Annotated in this window: 17 protein-coding genes; 7 read left to right on the plus strand and 10 right to left on the minus strand. The window is 68.8% G+C overall.

Annotation, left to right across the window (positions count from 1 at the left end; all coding sequences use genetic code 11):
- The first annotated feature begins 42 nt into the window (after nucleotides 1-42).
- The 3 genes from ABZ803_RS25035 (at nucleotide 43) to ABZ803_RS25045 (ending at nucleotide 2,415) form a co-directional block, all read left to right on the plus strand.
- Complete coding sequence (locus ABZ803_RS25035; RefSeq protein WP_174315502.1) at nucleotides 43-444, plus strand: YciI family protein; 402 nt, start codon at nucleotides 43-45, stop codon at nucleotides 442-444.
- The gene (locus tag ABZ803_RS25040; RefSeq protein WP_357042742.1) at nucleotides 441-1,706 is read left to right on the plus strand and encodes a DUF6596 domain-containing protein; all 1,266 of its coding nucleotides are present in this window, start codon (nucleotides 441-443) and stop codon (nucleotides 1,704-1,706) included. The genes ABZ803_RS25035 and ABZ803_RS25040 overlap by 4 nt, the downstream gene beginning before the upstream one ends.
- A gap of 232 nt (nucleotides 1,707-1,938) precedes the next feature.
- The gene (locus ABZ803_RS25045) at nucleotides 1,939-2,415 is read left to right on the plus strand and encodes an NUDIX domain-containing protein (protein ID WP_062977174.1); all 477 of its coding nucleotides are present in this window, start codon (nucleotides 1,939-1,941) and stop codon (nucleotides 2,413-2,415) included.
- 3 nt (nucleotides 2,416-2,418) lie between these two features.
- Here ABZ803_RS25045 and ABZ803_RS25050 read toward each other — a convergent pair whose 3' ends face one another.
- Nucleotides 2,419-3,255 carry a phosphoribosylaminoimidazolesuccinocarboxamide synthase gene (locus ABZ803_RS25050; RefSeq protein WP_357042745.1) on the minus strand — a complete coding sequence of 279 codons (837 nt, stop codon included), beginning with the start codon at nucleotides 3,253-3,255 and terminating at the stop codon, nucleotides 2,419-2,421.
- Between the two features lie 219 nt (nucleotides 3,256-3,474).
- Between ABZ803_RS25050 and pepN the strand changes: the two genes are divergently transcribed.
- The gene (gene pepN / locus ABZ803_RS25055; protein ID WP_357042748.1) at nucleotides 3,475-6,057 is read left to right on the plus strand and encodes an aminopeptidase N; all 2,583 of its coding nucleotides are present in this window, start codon (nucleotides 3,475-3,477) and stop codon (nucleotides 6,055-6,057) included.
- A gap of 185 nt (nucleotides 6,058-6,242) precedes the next feature.
- Here the strand turns inward: pepN and ABZ803_RS25060 are convergent, their stop codons facing one another.
- The 6 genes from ABZ803_RS25060 to ABZ803_RS25085 form a co-directional block, all read right to left on the minus strand.
- The gene (locus ABZ803_RS25060) at nucleotides 6,243-7,109 is read right to left on the minus strand and encodes an alpha/beta hydrolase (protein WP_357042751.1); all 867 of its coding nucleotides are present in this window, start codon (nucleotides 7,107-7,109) and stop codon (nucleotides 6,243-6,245) included.
- 46 nt (nucleotides 7,110-7,155) lie between these two features.
- Nucleotides 7,156-7,389, minus strand: coding sequence for a hypothetical protein (locus tag ABZ803_RS25065; RefSeq protein WP_357042754.1), 234 nt, complete (start codon nucleotides 7,387-7,389; stop codon nucleotides 7,156-7,158).
- A 192-nt stretch (nucleotides 7,390-7,581) separates the two neighbouring features.
- Entirely contained in the window at nucleotides 7,582-8,046 is a 465-nt protein-coding gene (locus ABZ803_RS25070) for a DUF5130 domain-containing protein (RefSeq protein ID WP_357042757.1), read from the minus strand.
- Complete coding sequence (locus tag ABZ803_RS25075; RefSeq protein WP_062977182.1) at nucleotides 8,033-8,311, minus strand: hypothetical protein; 279 nt, start codon at nucleotides 8,309-8,311, stop codon at nucleotides 8,033-8,035. The genes ABZ803_RS25070 and ABZ803_RS25075 overlap by 14 nt, the downstream gene beginning before the upstream one ends.
- Nucleotides 8,312-8,414: 103 nt before the next feature.
- The gene (locus ABZ803_RS25080; protein WP_357043117.1) at nucleotides 8,415-9,989 is read right to left on the minus strand and encodes an alpha-amylase family glycosyl hydrolase; all 1,575 of its coding nucleotides are present in this window, start codon (nucleotides 9,987-9,989) and stop codon (nucleotides 8,415-8,417) included.
- A gap of 247 nt (nucleotides 9,990-10,236) precedes the next feature.
- Nucleotides 10,237-10,641 (minus strand): globin, encoded by a 405-nt coding sequence (locus ABZ803_RS25085; RefSeq protein ID WP_062977185.1) that lies wholly within the window; start codon nucleotides 10,639-10,641, stop codon nucleotides 10,237-10,239.
- Nucleotides 10,642-10,884: 243 nt separating this feature from the next.
- Between ABZ803_RS25085 and ABZ803_RS25090 the strand changes: the two genes are divergently transcribed.
- On the plus strand, nucleotides 10,885-11,589 hold the full coding sequence (locus ABZ803_RS25090) for an HNH endonuclease (RefSeq protein ID WP_357042761.1): 705 nt from the start codon (nucleotides 10,885-10,887) through the stop codon (nucleotides 11,587-11,589).
- A gap of 4 nt (nucleotides 11,590-11,593) precedes the next feature.
- On the opposite strand, the gene ABZ803_RS25095 is transcribed toward ABZ803_RS25090, so the two are convergent.
- Nucleotides 11,594-12,160: an XRE family transcriptional regulator gene (locus ABZ803_RS25095; RefSeq protein WP_062977186.1), complete on the minus strand. Its 567-nt coding sequence runs from the start codon at nucleotides 12,158-12,160 to the stop codon at nucleotides 11,594-11,596.
- 93 nt (nucleotides 12,161-12,253) lie between these two features.
- On the opposite strand from ABZ803_RS25095, the gene ABZ803_RS25100 reads away from it, so the two are divergent.
- On the plus strand, nucleotides 12,254-12,949 hold the full coding sequence (locus tag ABZ803_RS25100; RefSeq protein WP_357042764.1) for an AzlC family ABC transporter permease: 696 nt from the start codon (nucleotides 12,254-12,256) through the stop codon (nucleotides 12,947-12,949).
- Nucleotides 12,949-13,257: an AzlD domain-containing protein gene (locus ABZ803_RS25105; RefSeq protein WP_357042766.1), complete on the plus strand. Its 309-nt coding sequence runs from the start codon at nucleotides 12,949-12,951 to the stop codon at nucleotides 13,255-13,257. The genes ABZ803_RS25100 and ABZ803_RS25105 overlap by 1 nt, the downstream gene beginning before the upstream one ends.
- A gap of 655 nt (nucleotides 13,258-13,912) precedes the next feature.
- Here ABZ803_RS25105 and ABZ803_RS25110 read toward each other — a convergent pair.
- Nucleotides 13,913-14,563, minus strand: coding sequence for a hypothetical protein (locus ABZ803_RS25110; protein ID WP_357042769.1), 651 nt, complete (start codon nucleotides 14,561-14,563; stop codon nucleotides 13,913-13,915).
- A gap of 63 nt (nucleotides 14,564-14,626) precedes the next feature.
- Nucleotides 14,627-15,079: a thioesterase family protein gene (locus tag ABZ803_RS25115; protein WP_063053764.1), complete on the minus strand. Its 453-nt coding sequence runs from the start codon at nucleotides 15,077-15,079 to the stop codon at nucleotides 14,627-14,629.
- Between the last annotated feature and the right edge of the window lie 4 nt (nucleotides 15,080-15,083).

Raw genomic sequence — 15,083 nt, forward strand, 5'->3', positions numbered from 1 at the left:
GGCGCTCCACGCGGCCGGAGGCCGGAAAAGAGGACACGAATCGTGAAGTACATGCTGCTGAAGACCTACGGGCCTACCGCGTACTGCGACACACCGATCAACGAATGGTCCCCGGAAGAAATCCAAGCGCACATAGACTTCCAGCGCGCGCTGGGTGCGCAGCTGGCCGAGGCGGGCGAGCTGGTGGACGCGCAGGGGCTTGCCGGGCCGGACGAGGCACGGATCGTCAATTCCGACGGCCGGTCGGCGCCGGTGGTCACCGACGGGCCTTTCCCGGAGACCAAGGAGTTCCTGGCCGGGTACTGGATCGTCGACGTGGACAGCCCCGAACGGGCCTACGAGATCGCCGCGCAGGCCTCCGCCGCCCCCGGTCCGGGCGGTAAACCGATCGGCGAGTACATCGAAGTTCGCGCGGTGATGGGCGCCCCCGCCACCGAGCAATGAGCGACCGGCGTGCGGTGCCCGACGACACACCGCTCCCGGCGAGCACCGAGGACCTGCTGCGCGCACTGGCGCCGCAGGTCCTCGGAACGCTCCTCCGCCGCTTCGGCGACTTCGACACCGCCGAGGACGCGTTGCAGGAAGCGCTGCTGGCGGCCGCGACCCAGTGGCCGAAGGAGGGCCTGCCGGACAATCCACGGGCCTGGCTGATCCAGGTCGCGCAGCGCCGCATGGCCGATGCCGTGCGCGCGGAGGTGGCCCGGCGGCGCAGGGAGACCACCGCCTTCGACCGCGAGGTGACCGATGCCGTCCCGGTGGACCACGACGACACGCTCACCATGCTGTTCCTGTGCTGCCATCCGGCGCTGTCGCCCGCCGCCGCCATCGCGTTGACGCTGCGCGCGGTGGGTGGCCTGGGCACCGACCAGATCGCCCGCGCCTTCCTGCTACCGGAGGCGACGATGGCGCAGCGGATCACCCGGGCGAAGAAGAAACTGGCCACGGTCGAGCGGCCCTTCGCGCAGCCGGGTGACCAGCGGTGGCGGGAGCGGCTCGGCGCGGTCCTGCACGTGCTGTACCTGATCTTCAACGAGGGCCACACCAGCAGCTCGGGGCACACGTTGCAGCGGACGGACCTGTCCGACGAGGCGATCCGGCTCACCAGGGCGGTGCACCGGCTGCTGCCCGACGACCCCGAGGTCACCGGCCTGCTCGCATTGATGCTGCTCACCGACGCCCGGCGCGCGGCACGCACCGGGCCCCGCGGCGAACTCATCCCGCTGGCCGAGCAGGATCGCGCGCTGTGGAACCGGGCGCTGATCACCGAAGGAACGACTCTCGTCACCGGGACGCTCGCCGGCGGCCTGCGTGGGCCCTACCAGATCCAGGCGGCCGTAGCGGTCCTGCACGCACAGGCCGCGCGTGCCGAGGACACCGAGTGGGCCAAGATCCTGGCGCTCTACGACCGGCTCGAACAGCTCTCGGACAATCCGATGGTGACGCTCAACCGGGCGGTGGCGACGGCGATGGTGGCGGGGCCGCAAGCCGGTCTCGCGCTGGCCGAGGCCCTCGACGACCGGCTGCCGGGGACCCACCGGCTCGACGCCGTACGCGGCCACCTGCACGAGATGGCCGGTGCGGTGGACGCGGCCATCGAGTGCTACACCAAAGCCGCCGCCCGCACGACGAGCGTCCCCGAGCGCGACTACCTCACCATCCGCGCGGCACGGCTGCGCCAGGAAACGCGGGCAAGTCTCGCCGGGTGAAGCGGATGCCGAGGCTTCGCGCATCCACGGTCCGCACTTCGACACCGACTCGTACCCGCTGCCGGATCGGCGCCGACCGGCTCGCGTGCAATCCGGGCGGCTCGATATGCGAGCGGTCCGAAGCCGGCGAGCGGCGACGACGGGGTGTTCGCCGCGCCACGGCCGCTCCGGCGACGCGCCCGGCAGAACGGCCGAGGAGGCTCGGCCGAGCACGACCGGGCAGACTACGCGTGTGGCAGGCAGGCACAGTGCGGGAGTCCTTCTCTTCCGCCGGAACTCCGACGGCGCCGTCGAGGTATTGCTCGGGCACATGGGTGGCCCGTTCTGGGCGCGAAAAGACCTGGGCGCATGGTCGATTCCGAAGGGCGAGTACGAACCGGAGACGGAGGACGCGCGAGCCGCCGCGAGCCGCGAGTTCACCGAGGAACTCGGACTTCCGGTCCCGGACGGCACGTGGCGGCCGCTGGGCGAGATGCGCTACAGCAGCGGTAAGAAGGTTCTCACCGCCTGGGCCGTCGAAGGCGATCTCGACCCCGCCGCCGTGGCGCCGGGAACCTTCGAACTGGAATGGCCGCCGCGCTCCGGCCGGTTCGCGCAGTTCCCGGAGATCGATCGCGCGGAATGGTTCGACACGGCCACCGCGCGCGACAAACTGGTGGCCGGCCAGCGACCCTGCCTGGACCGGCTGGCCGAGCTGCTCACCGACTGAGCGTTACCGCGGCACGCCCGCCCAGGTCCGGCCGGTGATGAGTTCGTAGGCCTCGACATACTTCTCGCGCGTCGCCGCGACGACATCGGCCGGGATCTCCGGGCCGGGCGCCTCCTTGTTCCAGCCCGTGGAGGTGGACCAGTCGCGAACGAACTGCTTGTCGAACGAACGTTGCGCGCGGCCCGGCTCCCACTCGTCGGCGGGCCAGAAACGCGAAGAATCGGACGTGAGCACTTCGTCGCCGAGGGTGAGCACGTCACCGTCCCAGCCGAATTCGACCTTGGTGTCGGCGACGATGACACCCCGTTCGGCGGCGTGCGCGGCCCCACGGGTGTAGAGGTGCAGGGTCAGCTCGCGCAGCCGCTCGGCGACCTCGCGCCCCTCCTGGTTCACCACGTCCGCGAAGGTGATCGGCTCGTCGTGTCCCTCGGACGCTTTGGTGGTCGGCGTGAAGATCGGTTCGGGCAGCTGGTCGCCCTCGCGCAGTCCGGGCGGCAGCGCGACCCCGGACACCGAGCCCGTTCGCCGGTATTCCACCAGCCCCGACCCGGTCAGGTAACCGCGTGCGATGCACTCCACCTGCACCATCTTCAACGGCTTGACCCGGATGCCGCGACCGGCGAACTCGGCGGGCACGTCGGTCGCGGAGACCACGTGGTTGGGCACGTCGGTGAAGTACTCGAACCACCAGTTCGACAGCTGCGTCAGCAGTGCGCCCTTGTCCGGGATCGGCGTCGGCAGCACCACGTCGTACACCGACACCCGGTCGGAGGCGACCAGCAGCAGCGTGTCGCCGTCCTCGTACAGGTCACGCACCTTCCCGGCGTGCACATGCTTCAACGTCGAGCCTCCGAATCCGTGGTGGTGAACCTGTGCTGTACCAGGCACAATACCGCCGCCCCCGAGCACGGCGGTCGCGCCGTCCGCGTCGCGCCGCCGTCCCGGCGCGCAGGAGGGCCCGATCATCGAGGTTCGTCGGGAAAGTCCCGCGCGCCCCGCTACGCCGAGGTGGCATTGTGGGTGTCGCCCGTGCCAGTTCTTCGACCCCGAAGGAGCCTTATGTCCGCACCCAATCTCACTCGCGACCAAGCGATCGAACGCGCCGCGACAGTGTCGGTCGAGAACTATCGCGTCGAGCTGGACCTCACCGACGGCGCGGGCGAACCGGGCGAGCACACCTTCTTCTCCCGCAGCACCGTGACCTTCACCGCGACGCCGGGCGCGAGCACGTTCATCGACATCGTGGCGCGCGGCGTGCGCTCGGCGGTACTCAACGGCACCGCGCTGGACGTCTCGGACTACGACGAGTCGACCGGGATCACGCTGACCGGCCTGGCCGAGCGCAACGAGCTGGTGGTGGAGGCCGACTGCGAGTACTCGCACACCGGCGAGGGCCTGCACCGGTTCGTCGATCCCGCCGACGAGGCCGTGTACCTGTACTCGCAGTTCGAAACCGCCGACGCCAAGCGCATGTTCGCCTGCTTCGACCAGCCGGACCTCAAAGCCACCTTCGACCTCGCCGTCACCGCGCCGGAGGACTGGCAGGTCATCTCCAACGCCGCCGTCGTGCAGACGCTCGCGCCGGAGCCGGGCAAGCATGTCTTCCGCACCACCCCGAAGATGAGCACCTACCTGGTCGCGCTCATCGCGGGCCCGTACGCGCAGTGGACCGACGTCTACACCGACGAGCACGGCAGCATCCCGCTGGGCATCTACTGCCGGGCCTCGCTGGCCGAGTACATGGACGCCGAGCGGCTGTTCACCGAGACCAAGCAGGGTTTCGGCTTCTACCACCGCAACTTCGGCGTGCCGTACGCGTTCGGCAAGTACGACCAGCTGTTCGTCCCCGAGTTCAACGCGGGCGCGATGGAGAACGCGGGCGCGGTGACCTTCCTGGAGGACTACGTATTCCGGTCCAAGGTCACCCGGGCGTCCTACGAGCGCCGCGCCGAGACCGTGCTGCACGAGATGGCGCACATGTGGTTCGGCGACCTGGTCACCATGAAGTGGTGGGACGATCTGTGGCTGAACGAGTCGTTCGCCACCTTCGCGTCGGTGCTGTGCCAGTCCGAGGCCACCGAATACGCCAGCGCGTGGACCACGTTCGCGAACGTGGAGAAGTCCTGGGCCTACCGGCAGGACCAGCTGCCCTCCACCCACCCGATCGCCGCGGACATCCCCGATCTCGCCGCGGTCGAGGTGAACTTCGACGGCATCACCTACGCCAAGGGCGCCAGCGTTCTCAAGCAGCTCGTCGCCTATGTCGGCCTCGAGCCGTTCCTGGCCGGCCTGCGCGCGTACTTCGCCGATCACGCCTACGGCAACGCCACCTTCGACGACCTGCTGTCGGCGTTGGAGAAGTCGTCCGGTCGCGATCTATCCACGTGGGGCGCGCAGTGGCTCAAGACCACCGGGCTGAATATCCTGCGCCCGGATTTCGAGGTGGACGCCGAGGGGAAGTTCGGCTCGTTCGCCGTGGTGCAGGAAGGCGCGCAGCCCGGCGCCGGTGAGCGGCGCGTGCACCGCCTGGCCATCGGCGTGTACGACGACCAGGACGGAAAGCTGGTGCGCACGAAGCGCGTCGAGCTCGACCTCGACGCCGCCGAACGGACCGAGGTGCCCGAGCTGGTCGGCGTGCCGCGCGGCAAGTTCGTGCTGGTCAACGACGACGATCTCACCTACTGCTCGATCCGCCTCGATGCCGATTCGCTCGACGTGCTGGTCAACCGCATCGCCGATATCGCGGAGCCGCTGCCGCGCACGCTGGCCTGGTCGGCGGCCTGGGAGATGACCCGCCAGGCGGAGTTCCGCGCCCGCGATTTCGTGGCGCTGGTCGAGCGTGGCGTCGGGGCCGAGACCGAGATCGGCGTGGTGCAGCGGCTGCTGATGCAAGCCAACACCGCGCTGAGCAGCTACGCCGATCCCGAATGGGCCGCGGCCACCGGCTGGCCGGAATACGCCAACCGGCTGCTGGAGCTGGCACGCGAAGCCGAGCCGGGCTCCGACCACCAGCTGGCCTTCGTCAACGCGCTGACCGGCGCGAAGCTGTCGGCCTGGCACACGGAGGTGCTGCGCGAACTGCTCGACGGTGATCCGGCGAAGGTCGGGCTGCCCGGTCTGGTCGTCGACACCGATCTGCGCTGGCGGCTTCTCGCCGCGCTCGCGGCGGCGGGCGAGGTCGACGCCGACGGGCTGGACACGCCGGTCATCGACCAAGAGCTGGCCAACGACCCGACCGCGGCGGGCAAGCGGCAGGCGGCCGCGGCGGCCACGGCGCGTCCCATCGCCGAGGTGAAGGAGCAGGCGTGGGCGACGGTGATGGGCGACGACTCGGTGCCCAACGTCACCGCTCGCTCGATCGTCGGCGGCTTCGCGCCCGCCGGACAGGGTGAGCTGCTCACGTCCTACGTGGAGCGATATTTCGCCGAGGTCCCCGGCGTCTGGGAGCGCCGCTCCAGCGAAGTCGCCCAGACCGTGGTGGTAGGCCTCTATCCGCACTGGGCGATCAGCGAGGACGCGGTGGCCGTCGCCGACAAGTTCCTCGCGGGCGACCACCCGCCGGCGCTGCGCCGCCTGGTCAGCGAGGGCAAGGCGGGCATCGAACGCTCGCTGCGCGCCCGCGCCTTCGACGCCCAGGGCTGAACCGGCGTCGGCTGACGGCCCGGCCGACGGCAGAGGCCATCGGAGGGGCCGATCGGCCCCTCCGGCGCGACGTGCGGCCGAAACAGGGCGTGCTCATCCGTCGTGATGAGCACGCCCTGTTCGCGTCATGTCCGCGGTGCCGCTTGGACCCGGCGCGATGTCGGTGCGGCGGAGTCTCTCCCCGGTCAGCCGAGCTTGCGAGCGAGGAAGTCGCGGATCAACGCGGCGATCTCGGCGCCGTGCGTTTCCAGCGCGAAGTGGCCCGCATCCAGCAGATGCAGTTCGGCGTCCGGCAGATCACGCAGGTAGGCGCGGGCGCCGTCGGCGCCGAAGATCTCGTCGTGCTCACCCCACGTGATCAGGACGGGGGGCTGGTGCTCGGCGAAGTACTTCTGGAACTCCGGGTAGCGGTCGAGGTTCAGCTTGTAGTCGGCGAACAGCTGGAGCTGGATCTCCTTGTTGCCGGGACGATCCAGGTAGTGCTGATCCAGGGTCCACGTGTCGGGGTTGACCCGCGCTAGCCGATCGGCCGGAACACCGTGCGTGTACTGCCATTTCGTGGCGTCGAGTTCGAGCAGCTTACGCACCTCGGGCTCGTGTGCCGCACGGTCCTCGGCGTGCGCGAACAGCACTTTCCAGAACGGTGTGAAGCCCTCCAGGTAGGCGTTGCCGCTCTGGGTGACGATCGCGGTGATCCGGTCCGGATGGCGGGAGGCGATGCGCAGCCCGATCGGTGCACCGTAATCCTGGATATAGAGGGCGAATCGCTGAATGCCCAAAGTGTCCAGCAGTTCCAAGGTGATCTCGGTGAGCTTCTCGAAGCTGTAGTCGAAGGCGAGCACGGACGGCATGGCCGACTGCCCGAAACCGATATGGTCCGGTGCGATCAGATGATGATCCGAGGCCAGTTCCGGAAGCAGCGTGCGGAACATCGCCGAACTGGTCGGAAAGCCGTGCAGCAGGACGAGTGTCGGCTTGGTCGGATCGCCCGCCTCGCGGTAGAAGACCGGCAGGCCCTGGATCTCGACGGTGTTGTGACGCACTGATTCCATTGTGATTCTCCTGTTGTGTTGATCGAATGGACGCTTGGGGGTTCGCTCACGGGTCGGGAGTGACTTCGACGCGGTCGGCGTTGCGCCGTGCCGAGCGCGGATCGGGCCCAGAGCCCCACTTCGCACCGACCCGGTCGAGCAAGCCGCCGCCGAGCGGCCGCACCAGCCCGTCACAGGGGTGCGGAGAGGGGCGGGCGGGTCCGACGCCGTCGCCGCCGTACGAGTCGGCGGTCACGGCCGTAGCCGCCAGGCCGGTCCACGCCATCTGTTCGCGCCGCATGCTCACCAGTCCTAACCGTCTAAATAGATTTCAATGGTTAAGAATGGCCACGCGGGACCAACCTGTCAATGTGACATGAACGGTTATAAATCAGGAATATAGTCGGTCTCCGCGGGCAACCTCACCGCGGAAACACGACGGCGCGCCCACCCGAACGGGTGAGCGCGCCGGAATGCGCTGTATAGCGGTGAACTACCGACCGATCGCGGCGGCCATCACGCGCACCGCGGAGACCACGCCATCGATCAGCTGGCCCTGCCGGAACGAGCTGAGCGCGGCTGTGACGCCGAGCTGGCAGACGCGATCGTTCGCGCGGTCGGCGACCGCCTTGCCCGAGCGCACCTCGATCGCCTTCTCGTTGGGCGAGACGGCGATCAGCACCGAGTGCGCCGCCTCGGGCGTGCCGGGGAAGATCGCGTCCGCGGCCGCGGCCGGGTCCCCGCCCAGATCGCCGATGTAGACGTTGAAGCGCACCTTGGTCGCGCGGGTCGCCTCGGTCAGCACGTTGTCCATGGTGAGCCGCTCTTCATCGTTGAACGGCGCTTCCTTGAACACATCGCCCGCCTCGTGCACGCCGGAGACGCGCCCGCTGGTGGTGATGGCGTATCCGTGCGGCAAATCGGCTTCGACCACCGCGGGCCACTTAGAACCTGCCACTTGCCCGTCCTCCGATCAGCTCCACCTCGGTGGACTCGATGGCCGCATGCTGTCCATGCGGCGTTTCCGGAAAGTGGTGACCCGAGCCGATCACCTCTTCAGTGGCACTCCACAGCACCGGCGGCTGGGTCCACTTCTGGCCGAGGGCGAAGTGGACCGGCTTCTCGCCAGGCAGCGGCTTACCGAGGAACGACAATCCGGCGATCACGCCGTAGATCACCAGCGGGATGCCGGCGAAGATCAGCACTGTCTCGAGAATGCTCACGGGTCAAAGGTAGACGATCCTCTGTAGTAGTTCTCCGTCCGGTCGCGCCGGAACGCCGTCGGAGTCGACGGCACCGGCGCCGAGCTGGGAGTTTCGCCGTGTCTCAGACCAACCAGGCCGCCGCGTTGGGCGGCAGCTGGCCGCCCTCGGCCTGCGCGCTGGCCAGCAGCACGTCTCCCGGCGGTAGCTGGATGGGCGCGTCCGAGGCGTTGAGCACGCAGACCAATCCGCCCGGCCGGCGGAACGCGAGACAGCCCGGCGGGCTGCCGTACCACTCGACCCGGTCCCCCGCGAACTCCGGACGCAGCGAGCGCAGCTCGATACCGAGGCGATACAGCGAGAGGGTCGACCCCAGCTCCTCGAGCTGAGCCTCCACGGTCAACGGCGCCCAGTCCGGCGGCATGGGCAGCCACGGCGTTCCGGTGGTGAACCCGTACGGCGGCGTGGCGCCCTCCCACGGCAGCGGCACCCGGCACCCGTCACGGCCGCGCTGGGTGTGCCCGGAGCGCTCCCACACCGGATCCTGCAACACCTCGTCCGGCAGGTCGTCGATGTTGGGCAGTCCCAGCTCGGAACCGTTGTAGATGAACACCGCGCCGGGCAGCGCCAGTTCCAGCAGAATCATCGCCCGAGCCCGCGCGACGCCGAGCGCGCCGCCGCCGTACCGGGTGACCTCGCGCTCGATGTCGTGGTTGGACAGCGTCCAGGTGGGGACGGCGAAGACCGGGGCGACGGCGGCGAGCGAGTTGTCGATCGCGTCGCGCACCGCCTCGGCGTCGAACGACGATTCCGCGAGGCGGAAGTTGAACGCCAGGTGCAGTTCGTCGGGGCGTACATACTCGCCGAAGCGGGTGTTGTCGTTCACCCACACTTCACCGATGGTCACCGCGTCGGGGTATTCCTCGACCACCTTGCGGATCCGGCGGTGGATGTCGTGGACGGCGGGATTGTTGAACCGCGGGTCGCTGTCGTCGTGCGCCAGCAGGGCCGAGACGGACAACTGGGGCATGTCGGGCAAACCGTCGGGCTTGGCCATGCCGTGCGCGACGTCGATCCGGAACCCGTCCACCCCCCGGTCGAGCCAGAACCGCAGCGTCTGCTCGAAATCGGCGGCGACCTCGGCATTCGACCAGTTCAGGTCCGGCTGTTCCCGGGCGAAGATGTGCAGGTACCACTGGCCGGGCGTGCCGTCGGGTTCGGTGATCCTCGTCCAGGCCGGGCCACCGAAGATGCTCGGCCAGTTGTTGGGCGGCTCGGCGCCGCCGGGCCCACGGCCGTCGCGGAAGATGTACCGGTCGCGCTCCGGGCTGCCGGGAGCCGCGGCCAGTGCCGCGCGGAACCACGGATGCCGGTCGCTGGTGTGGTTGGGCACCAGGTCCATGGTCACCCGGATCCGGCGGGCGTGCGCCTCGGCGATCAGCGCGTCCATCGCGGCGAGCCCGCCGAAGAGCTGATCGATGTCACGCGGATCGGCAACGTCGTAGCCACCGTCGGCCATCGGCGAACGCATGACGGGGCAGATCCACAGCGCGTCGACCCCGAGCAGTTCGAGATAGCCCAGTTTGTCCCGGACTCCCCCGAGATCGCCGACCCCGTCTCCGCTCGAGTCCGCGAAAGATCTCGGATAAACCTGGTAGAACACGGCCGACCGCCACCACGACTGAGTGGTGGGATCCACCGGCGCCGTTACGGCTGGTGCATCACTCACATCCGCAATAGTGCCAAAGTTTCGACGCGAAAGCCTTCAGGCGAGATGAGCTTTCGAATCTCGGGCAAATGTTCAGCAGCGACCCGCACGGAGGCGAAAAACCCTGCTCTACACCGCCTCTCGGATGCAACGCCTCCGTCACTCCGAGTTCACCAGCGAATCCGTCGTCACCACAACGCGGTAGAAAACACACCGCCGCCCCATGGCGAAGGCATTGTCAGAACGGGGCGTTCACCAAGGAGTTGGCTGCCATCTCCAGGTAGTCCAGCAGCGCCTTGCGATGCTCGTCATCCAGGGTTTCGGGCTCGATCTCGGCGACCGCGATGCGCATACACCGCAGCCACGCGTCCCGCTCGATCGGTCCGATGGTGAACGGCATGTGCCGCATGCGCAGGCGGGGGTGGCCGCGCTCGTCGGAGTAGGTGCGCGGACCGCCCCAGTACTGCTCGAGGAACATTCGCAAGCGCCGCTCCGCCGGCCCGAGATCCTCCTCCGGATACAGCGGGCGCAGCACCTCGTCGGCGGCCACCTCGCGATAGAACGTCGCGACGAGCCGCTGGAACGTCTCCGCCCCACCGACCGCCTCGTAGAACGACGTCGCCGTCTGCTCGCCCGAAGTCATAGACCCTCTCGATTCACCGGATGCGCCGCTGTCCATTGTGCCCGCGCGGGGGGACTGCCGCCGCACTGCCCTCGCGCTGCCGCTCGGCAACCGGAACATCGCGCTGAAATGGCACTTCAGCCACAGTTAACCGGACATTGTTGAAAATCACCGTGCAATGCCCGACATTCCATGGTCAACTGGGTGACAGTCTCTGCTTTGCAGATACCACATGATCCTGCCAATCATGAAATCGAGGTCGAGATGAAGCAGCGGCACAGCGCCCGATCACACGAGGCGCGAGCGCACCGACAACTCCAGCCCGCCGACGTCCACAATCGTGGGTCGGGGGCTACTCCGCTGCACATCGTGTCCGACCATCACCCGGGTGGACATCGTGGCCATCACGACCACGGACCCCGCCCCACCGCCCCGCCCGCCGAAGGCACGAACTGGCTCAAGACCAGGGTGTTGCTGTTGAACGCCACCTACGAGCCGCTCACCGCTCTGTCCGCGCGCCGCGCGATCATCCTGCTCATCTGCGACAAGGCCGACGCCATTCATCACAGTGACGAAGGGCCGGTGGTCCACTCCGCCGAGACGGCGGTGGCCATCCCCTCCGTGATCCGCCTGCGCAGCTATGTCCACGTCCCGTACCGCGCCCGGGTGCCGATGACCCGCGCCGCCCTCATGCACCGCGATCGCTACCGCTGCGGTTACTGCGGCGGCAAGGCCGAGACCATCGATCACGTCATCCCGCGCAGCCGCGGCGGGGAACATTCCTGGGAGAACTGCGTCGCCAGCTGCGCGCCGTGCAACCACCGCAAAGCCGACAAGCTGCTCAGCGAGCTGGGCTGGACGCTGCGAGCCCCGCTGGTCTCGCCGAAGGGTCCGCACTGGCGCCTGCTGTCCACCACCGCCGAACTCGATCCCGTGTGGTTGCAGTATCTCGGCGAAGGCGCCGCCTGACCGATCAGGTGTATTCCACCACCAGCGTCGCCCAGGTCGGCGAGGCGAGCGCCTCGAACACGTGCGGCCGGTCACCCGGGTACGCGATGTAATCGCCCGGGTGCAGTTCCACGGGCGCGTCGACCGGTCCGACGAGCGCGCGCCCCTCGGCGAGCAGCACATGTTCGACCACACCGGCGATGTGCGGATCCGACCGGCGCGCATGCCCCGGCTCCGCGGTGATCCGAAACAGATCGCGGCGGGAATTGGCCGGCCCGGCCGCCAGCAGGGTCGCCCGGTATTCGGATTGCTCGGCCGCGACGACCGGGCCCTCACCGGCACGAATCACGTGCACACTCGGGCGCGGTGGGTCGAGCAATCGAGAGAACGGCATATCCAGGGTGACGCACAGCGCCCACAGGGTTTCCAGGCTCGGATTCCCGGTGCCCGATTCCAACTGGGACAGCGTGGATTTCGCGATACCCGCCCGGCCGGCGACCTCGCTCAGCGACAACCCGGCCCGAGTGCGCTCGCGGCGCAGCGCGGCGGCGATCACCGCCTGGGGTGTTGTCGTCGCGTCCTGCTCGGTCATACCCGCTCCGTTTGTTCTGCGTCGCCTGTGGCGCTACGTCTTCGACAGAAAACCATATTGACGGAACCGGGCGCCATGTTCACTATAAACAACATGCGTTCGATATGGCGAACACTCGATCGGGGTGTGATGACCGGCATCGGGGCTGTGTGTCTCGCCGTCGGCGTGATGGGGGTCTCCTACGGGGCGACCGCGGTCGCGTCGGGCTTGCCGATCTGGCTCCCGATCCTGCTCGGGTGCGTGGTGCTCGCCGGAAGCTCGGAATTCCTCTTCATCGGCATCGTCGCCGCCGGGGGCAGTCCGATCGCGGCGGTGCTGGCGGGTTTGCTGGTGAACGCCAGGCATGTGCCGTACGGACTGTCTGTCCCCGACGCGGTGGGCACGGGTTGGCGCAGGTCACTGGGCGTCCATCTGATGAACGACGAGTCGGTCGCCATGACCATCGCGCAGCCCGACGCGCGGCGAAGGCGGGCGGCCTACTGGCTCACCGGCGCGGGGGTGCTGCTCGCCTGGCCCGGCGGCGCGGCCATCGGGGCGTTGATCGGATCGATAATTCCGGACACATCAGCGTTCGGGCTCGACGCGGTGTTTCCCGCAGTCCTGCTCGCGCTGGTGCTGCCTGCTCTGCGGGATCGCACCACCCTCGTCGCGGTGGGTGCGGGCACGGCGATCGCGCTGGCCTGCGCTCCGTTTCTGCCCACCGGACTGCCGGTCCTCCTCGCCCTCTGCGGGGTGCTGGTCGCGGCGCGGGGAAAACCTGAGCAGTCGGCCGCACAGGAAGCCGCGTGATGCTGGCCGCCGGAATCATCGCCCTCGCCGCGGGCACCTACGCGTTTCGCTGGGCCGGGCCCGCGCTGCGCGAGCGGGTGCGCATTCCGGCGCGCGCGGTGCGCATGCTGGAAATCGGCGCCGTCGTGCTGCTGGCCGCGGTGGTGGCCGTGACCACCCTGCCGATCGGCACCGCGAGCCTCGGATTCGCCGTGCCCGCAGGCGTTCTCGTCGGCGGAGTGTTGGCCTGGTACCAACGCCCCATCTTGCTGGTCATGCTCGCCGCCGCCGCGACGGCGGCACTCCTTCGCTCGATGGGCATCCCCTGACGGCCCGAACACGCTTTCTGTCACCTTTTTTCGCGAAGGGCGGCGCCGTCCCCTCCTGCCGACGGCGCCGCCCATACGATCGATCGTTCCCGGCCGTCCACGTGCTACCGGGTCCGCCTCGCGCACAGGAATAACGCCGCGTACGGCACAACCGAGCTCGAGGATGACCGTCCGGAACGAATTCGATTCTCGCGAAAGGCCGGTCCGGCACGTGACTATCCGTCGTCAGCGGATCGTGCGCACGACCGACGGCAGCGCGACCGCCCGTCGGCACCAGTGGGCGCCCCACCCTCGAAGCGTGTCGATGGCGCCGCAACACCCCGCGCAGACAACCGCCGACACGCGCGACCGCTAGCAGCACACCACCCACCGACACCAGCGCGCGACCCACCCTCGAGGCGGGCCGACGGCACCGCGAAACCGCCCCATTGTGGAGCGAAAGTATTGCAAGGCAGCACAATCGGTGGTCCCGGATGCGTCTTCGGTCCCCGACGACACTCGCGCGTCGATAGCCACTTTCGCACCGCTCCTCCGCTGCCGCGGCCACGCGCATCGGCGGGACGCGGCGTCTACGCGGAAGCAGAAAGCTGGAGGTGCACTCGACGACACGGACGTAGACATTCCAGCAGCACATCGGTTTCGGCGCGCGGCACGCTCAATGCGGCAGCAGGGGAATCCCTCCGCCGAGCCGCCGAGCCACGGAGCCGTAGCGGGCGTCGAGGCGCAGCCATGTCCTGGTCGCCCGAACACGCACGATCTCGGTGGGCGGAATACGGCGGGCGTCGGCCTTCTCCCCCGAATGCGGGATGAAGTCCATGGCCGTGAGAGCGAAGACGACCCGCATCGGCACCTGCACCCGGGCGCCCGCGCCGGACACGGTCAGCACCGCCTGATCGAGCAACGAGGCGGGCGGGCCGTGGCTGCTGCCGTGTTCCTTCGCCAGCTGCGCACCCTGCTCGGCGAGTTCCACCAGGGTGCGCGCGGGCACATCGTCGACGTGCGCGAAACCGTCCGTGGGCGGCAGCGCGCCGCGCCACGCGGAATCCATCGAGAATCCCAGGTCGATCGGACCGCCGCTCGCCGAACCGGCCAGCACAAGATCGGCGCCGACGGTCACGTCGTCGACACCGAGTTGGGCAACCACCGTGCGCATGGCCAGCGCCTCGAAACCCGTCGCCACCCAGGCCGCGACGTAGTTCTCCCCGCGGCGGCGCAAGCGCACCACCGCCGCCGGGTCCAGCCGCACGGCCCTGGTCAGAAACGTCGCGAGGTTCTCTCGCTCCGCCGGATCCGGCACATGCAGCACTCGTTGTTCCGCTATCACGGCAGCTCCGCCGTCAGCACTCGACGATCATCGACGCGCGGCCACTCACTCCATCCATTCGGACAGGTAATCACGTTCGGCGTCGGTGAGCCTGCGCAATCGCTGCGCCCGCATGTCGAACGCCGCGATCTGCGTGGAGGCGACCACGGCCGCGGGCGAATCGGGCTGTGCGCCCGCCGCCCGCACCTCGTAGCCGATAGTGAAGTCGACCGCGCGCAACTGCTCGATCCACATGGCGATATCCAGCGGCGTGTCCTCGTGCCGCAGCTGGCCGCGGTAGCGGACCCGCAGGTCGGCGAGTACGCATCCCTCGCGCAGCGGGGCGGTCGGACGGCCGTCCTCGAACAGCCACGGAATCCGCGCCTCCTCCAGCAACGTCACCATCCGGGCATGGTTGACGTGCTGGAACACGTCCATGTCCGACCACCTGACGTCCACCTTGGCGTGGAAACGCCTGGGCAGCACGAGGCTGCCCGCCGCTTTCCCACTTCCGCTCACCGAA

The sequence above is a fragment of the Nocardia sp. NPDC047648 genome (assembly GCF_040642815.1).
Lineage (GTDB): Bacteria > Actinomycetota > Actinomycetes > Mycobacteriales > Mycobacteriaceae > Nocardia > Nocardia gamkensis.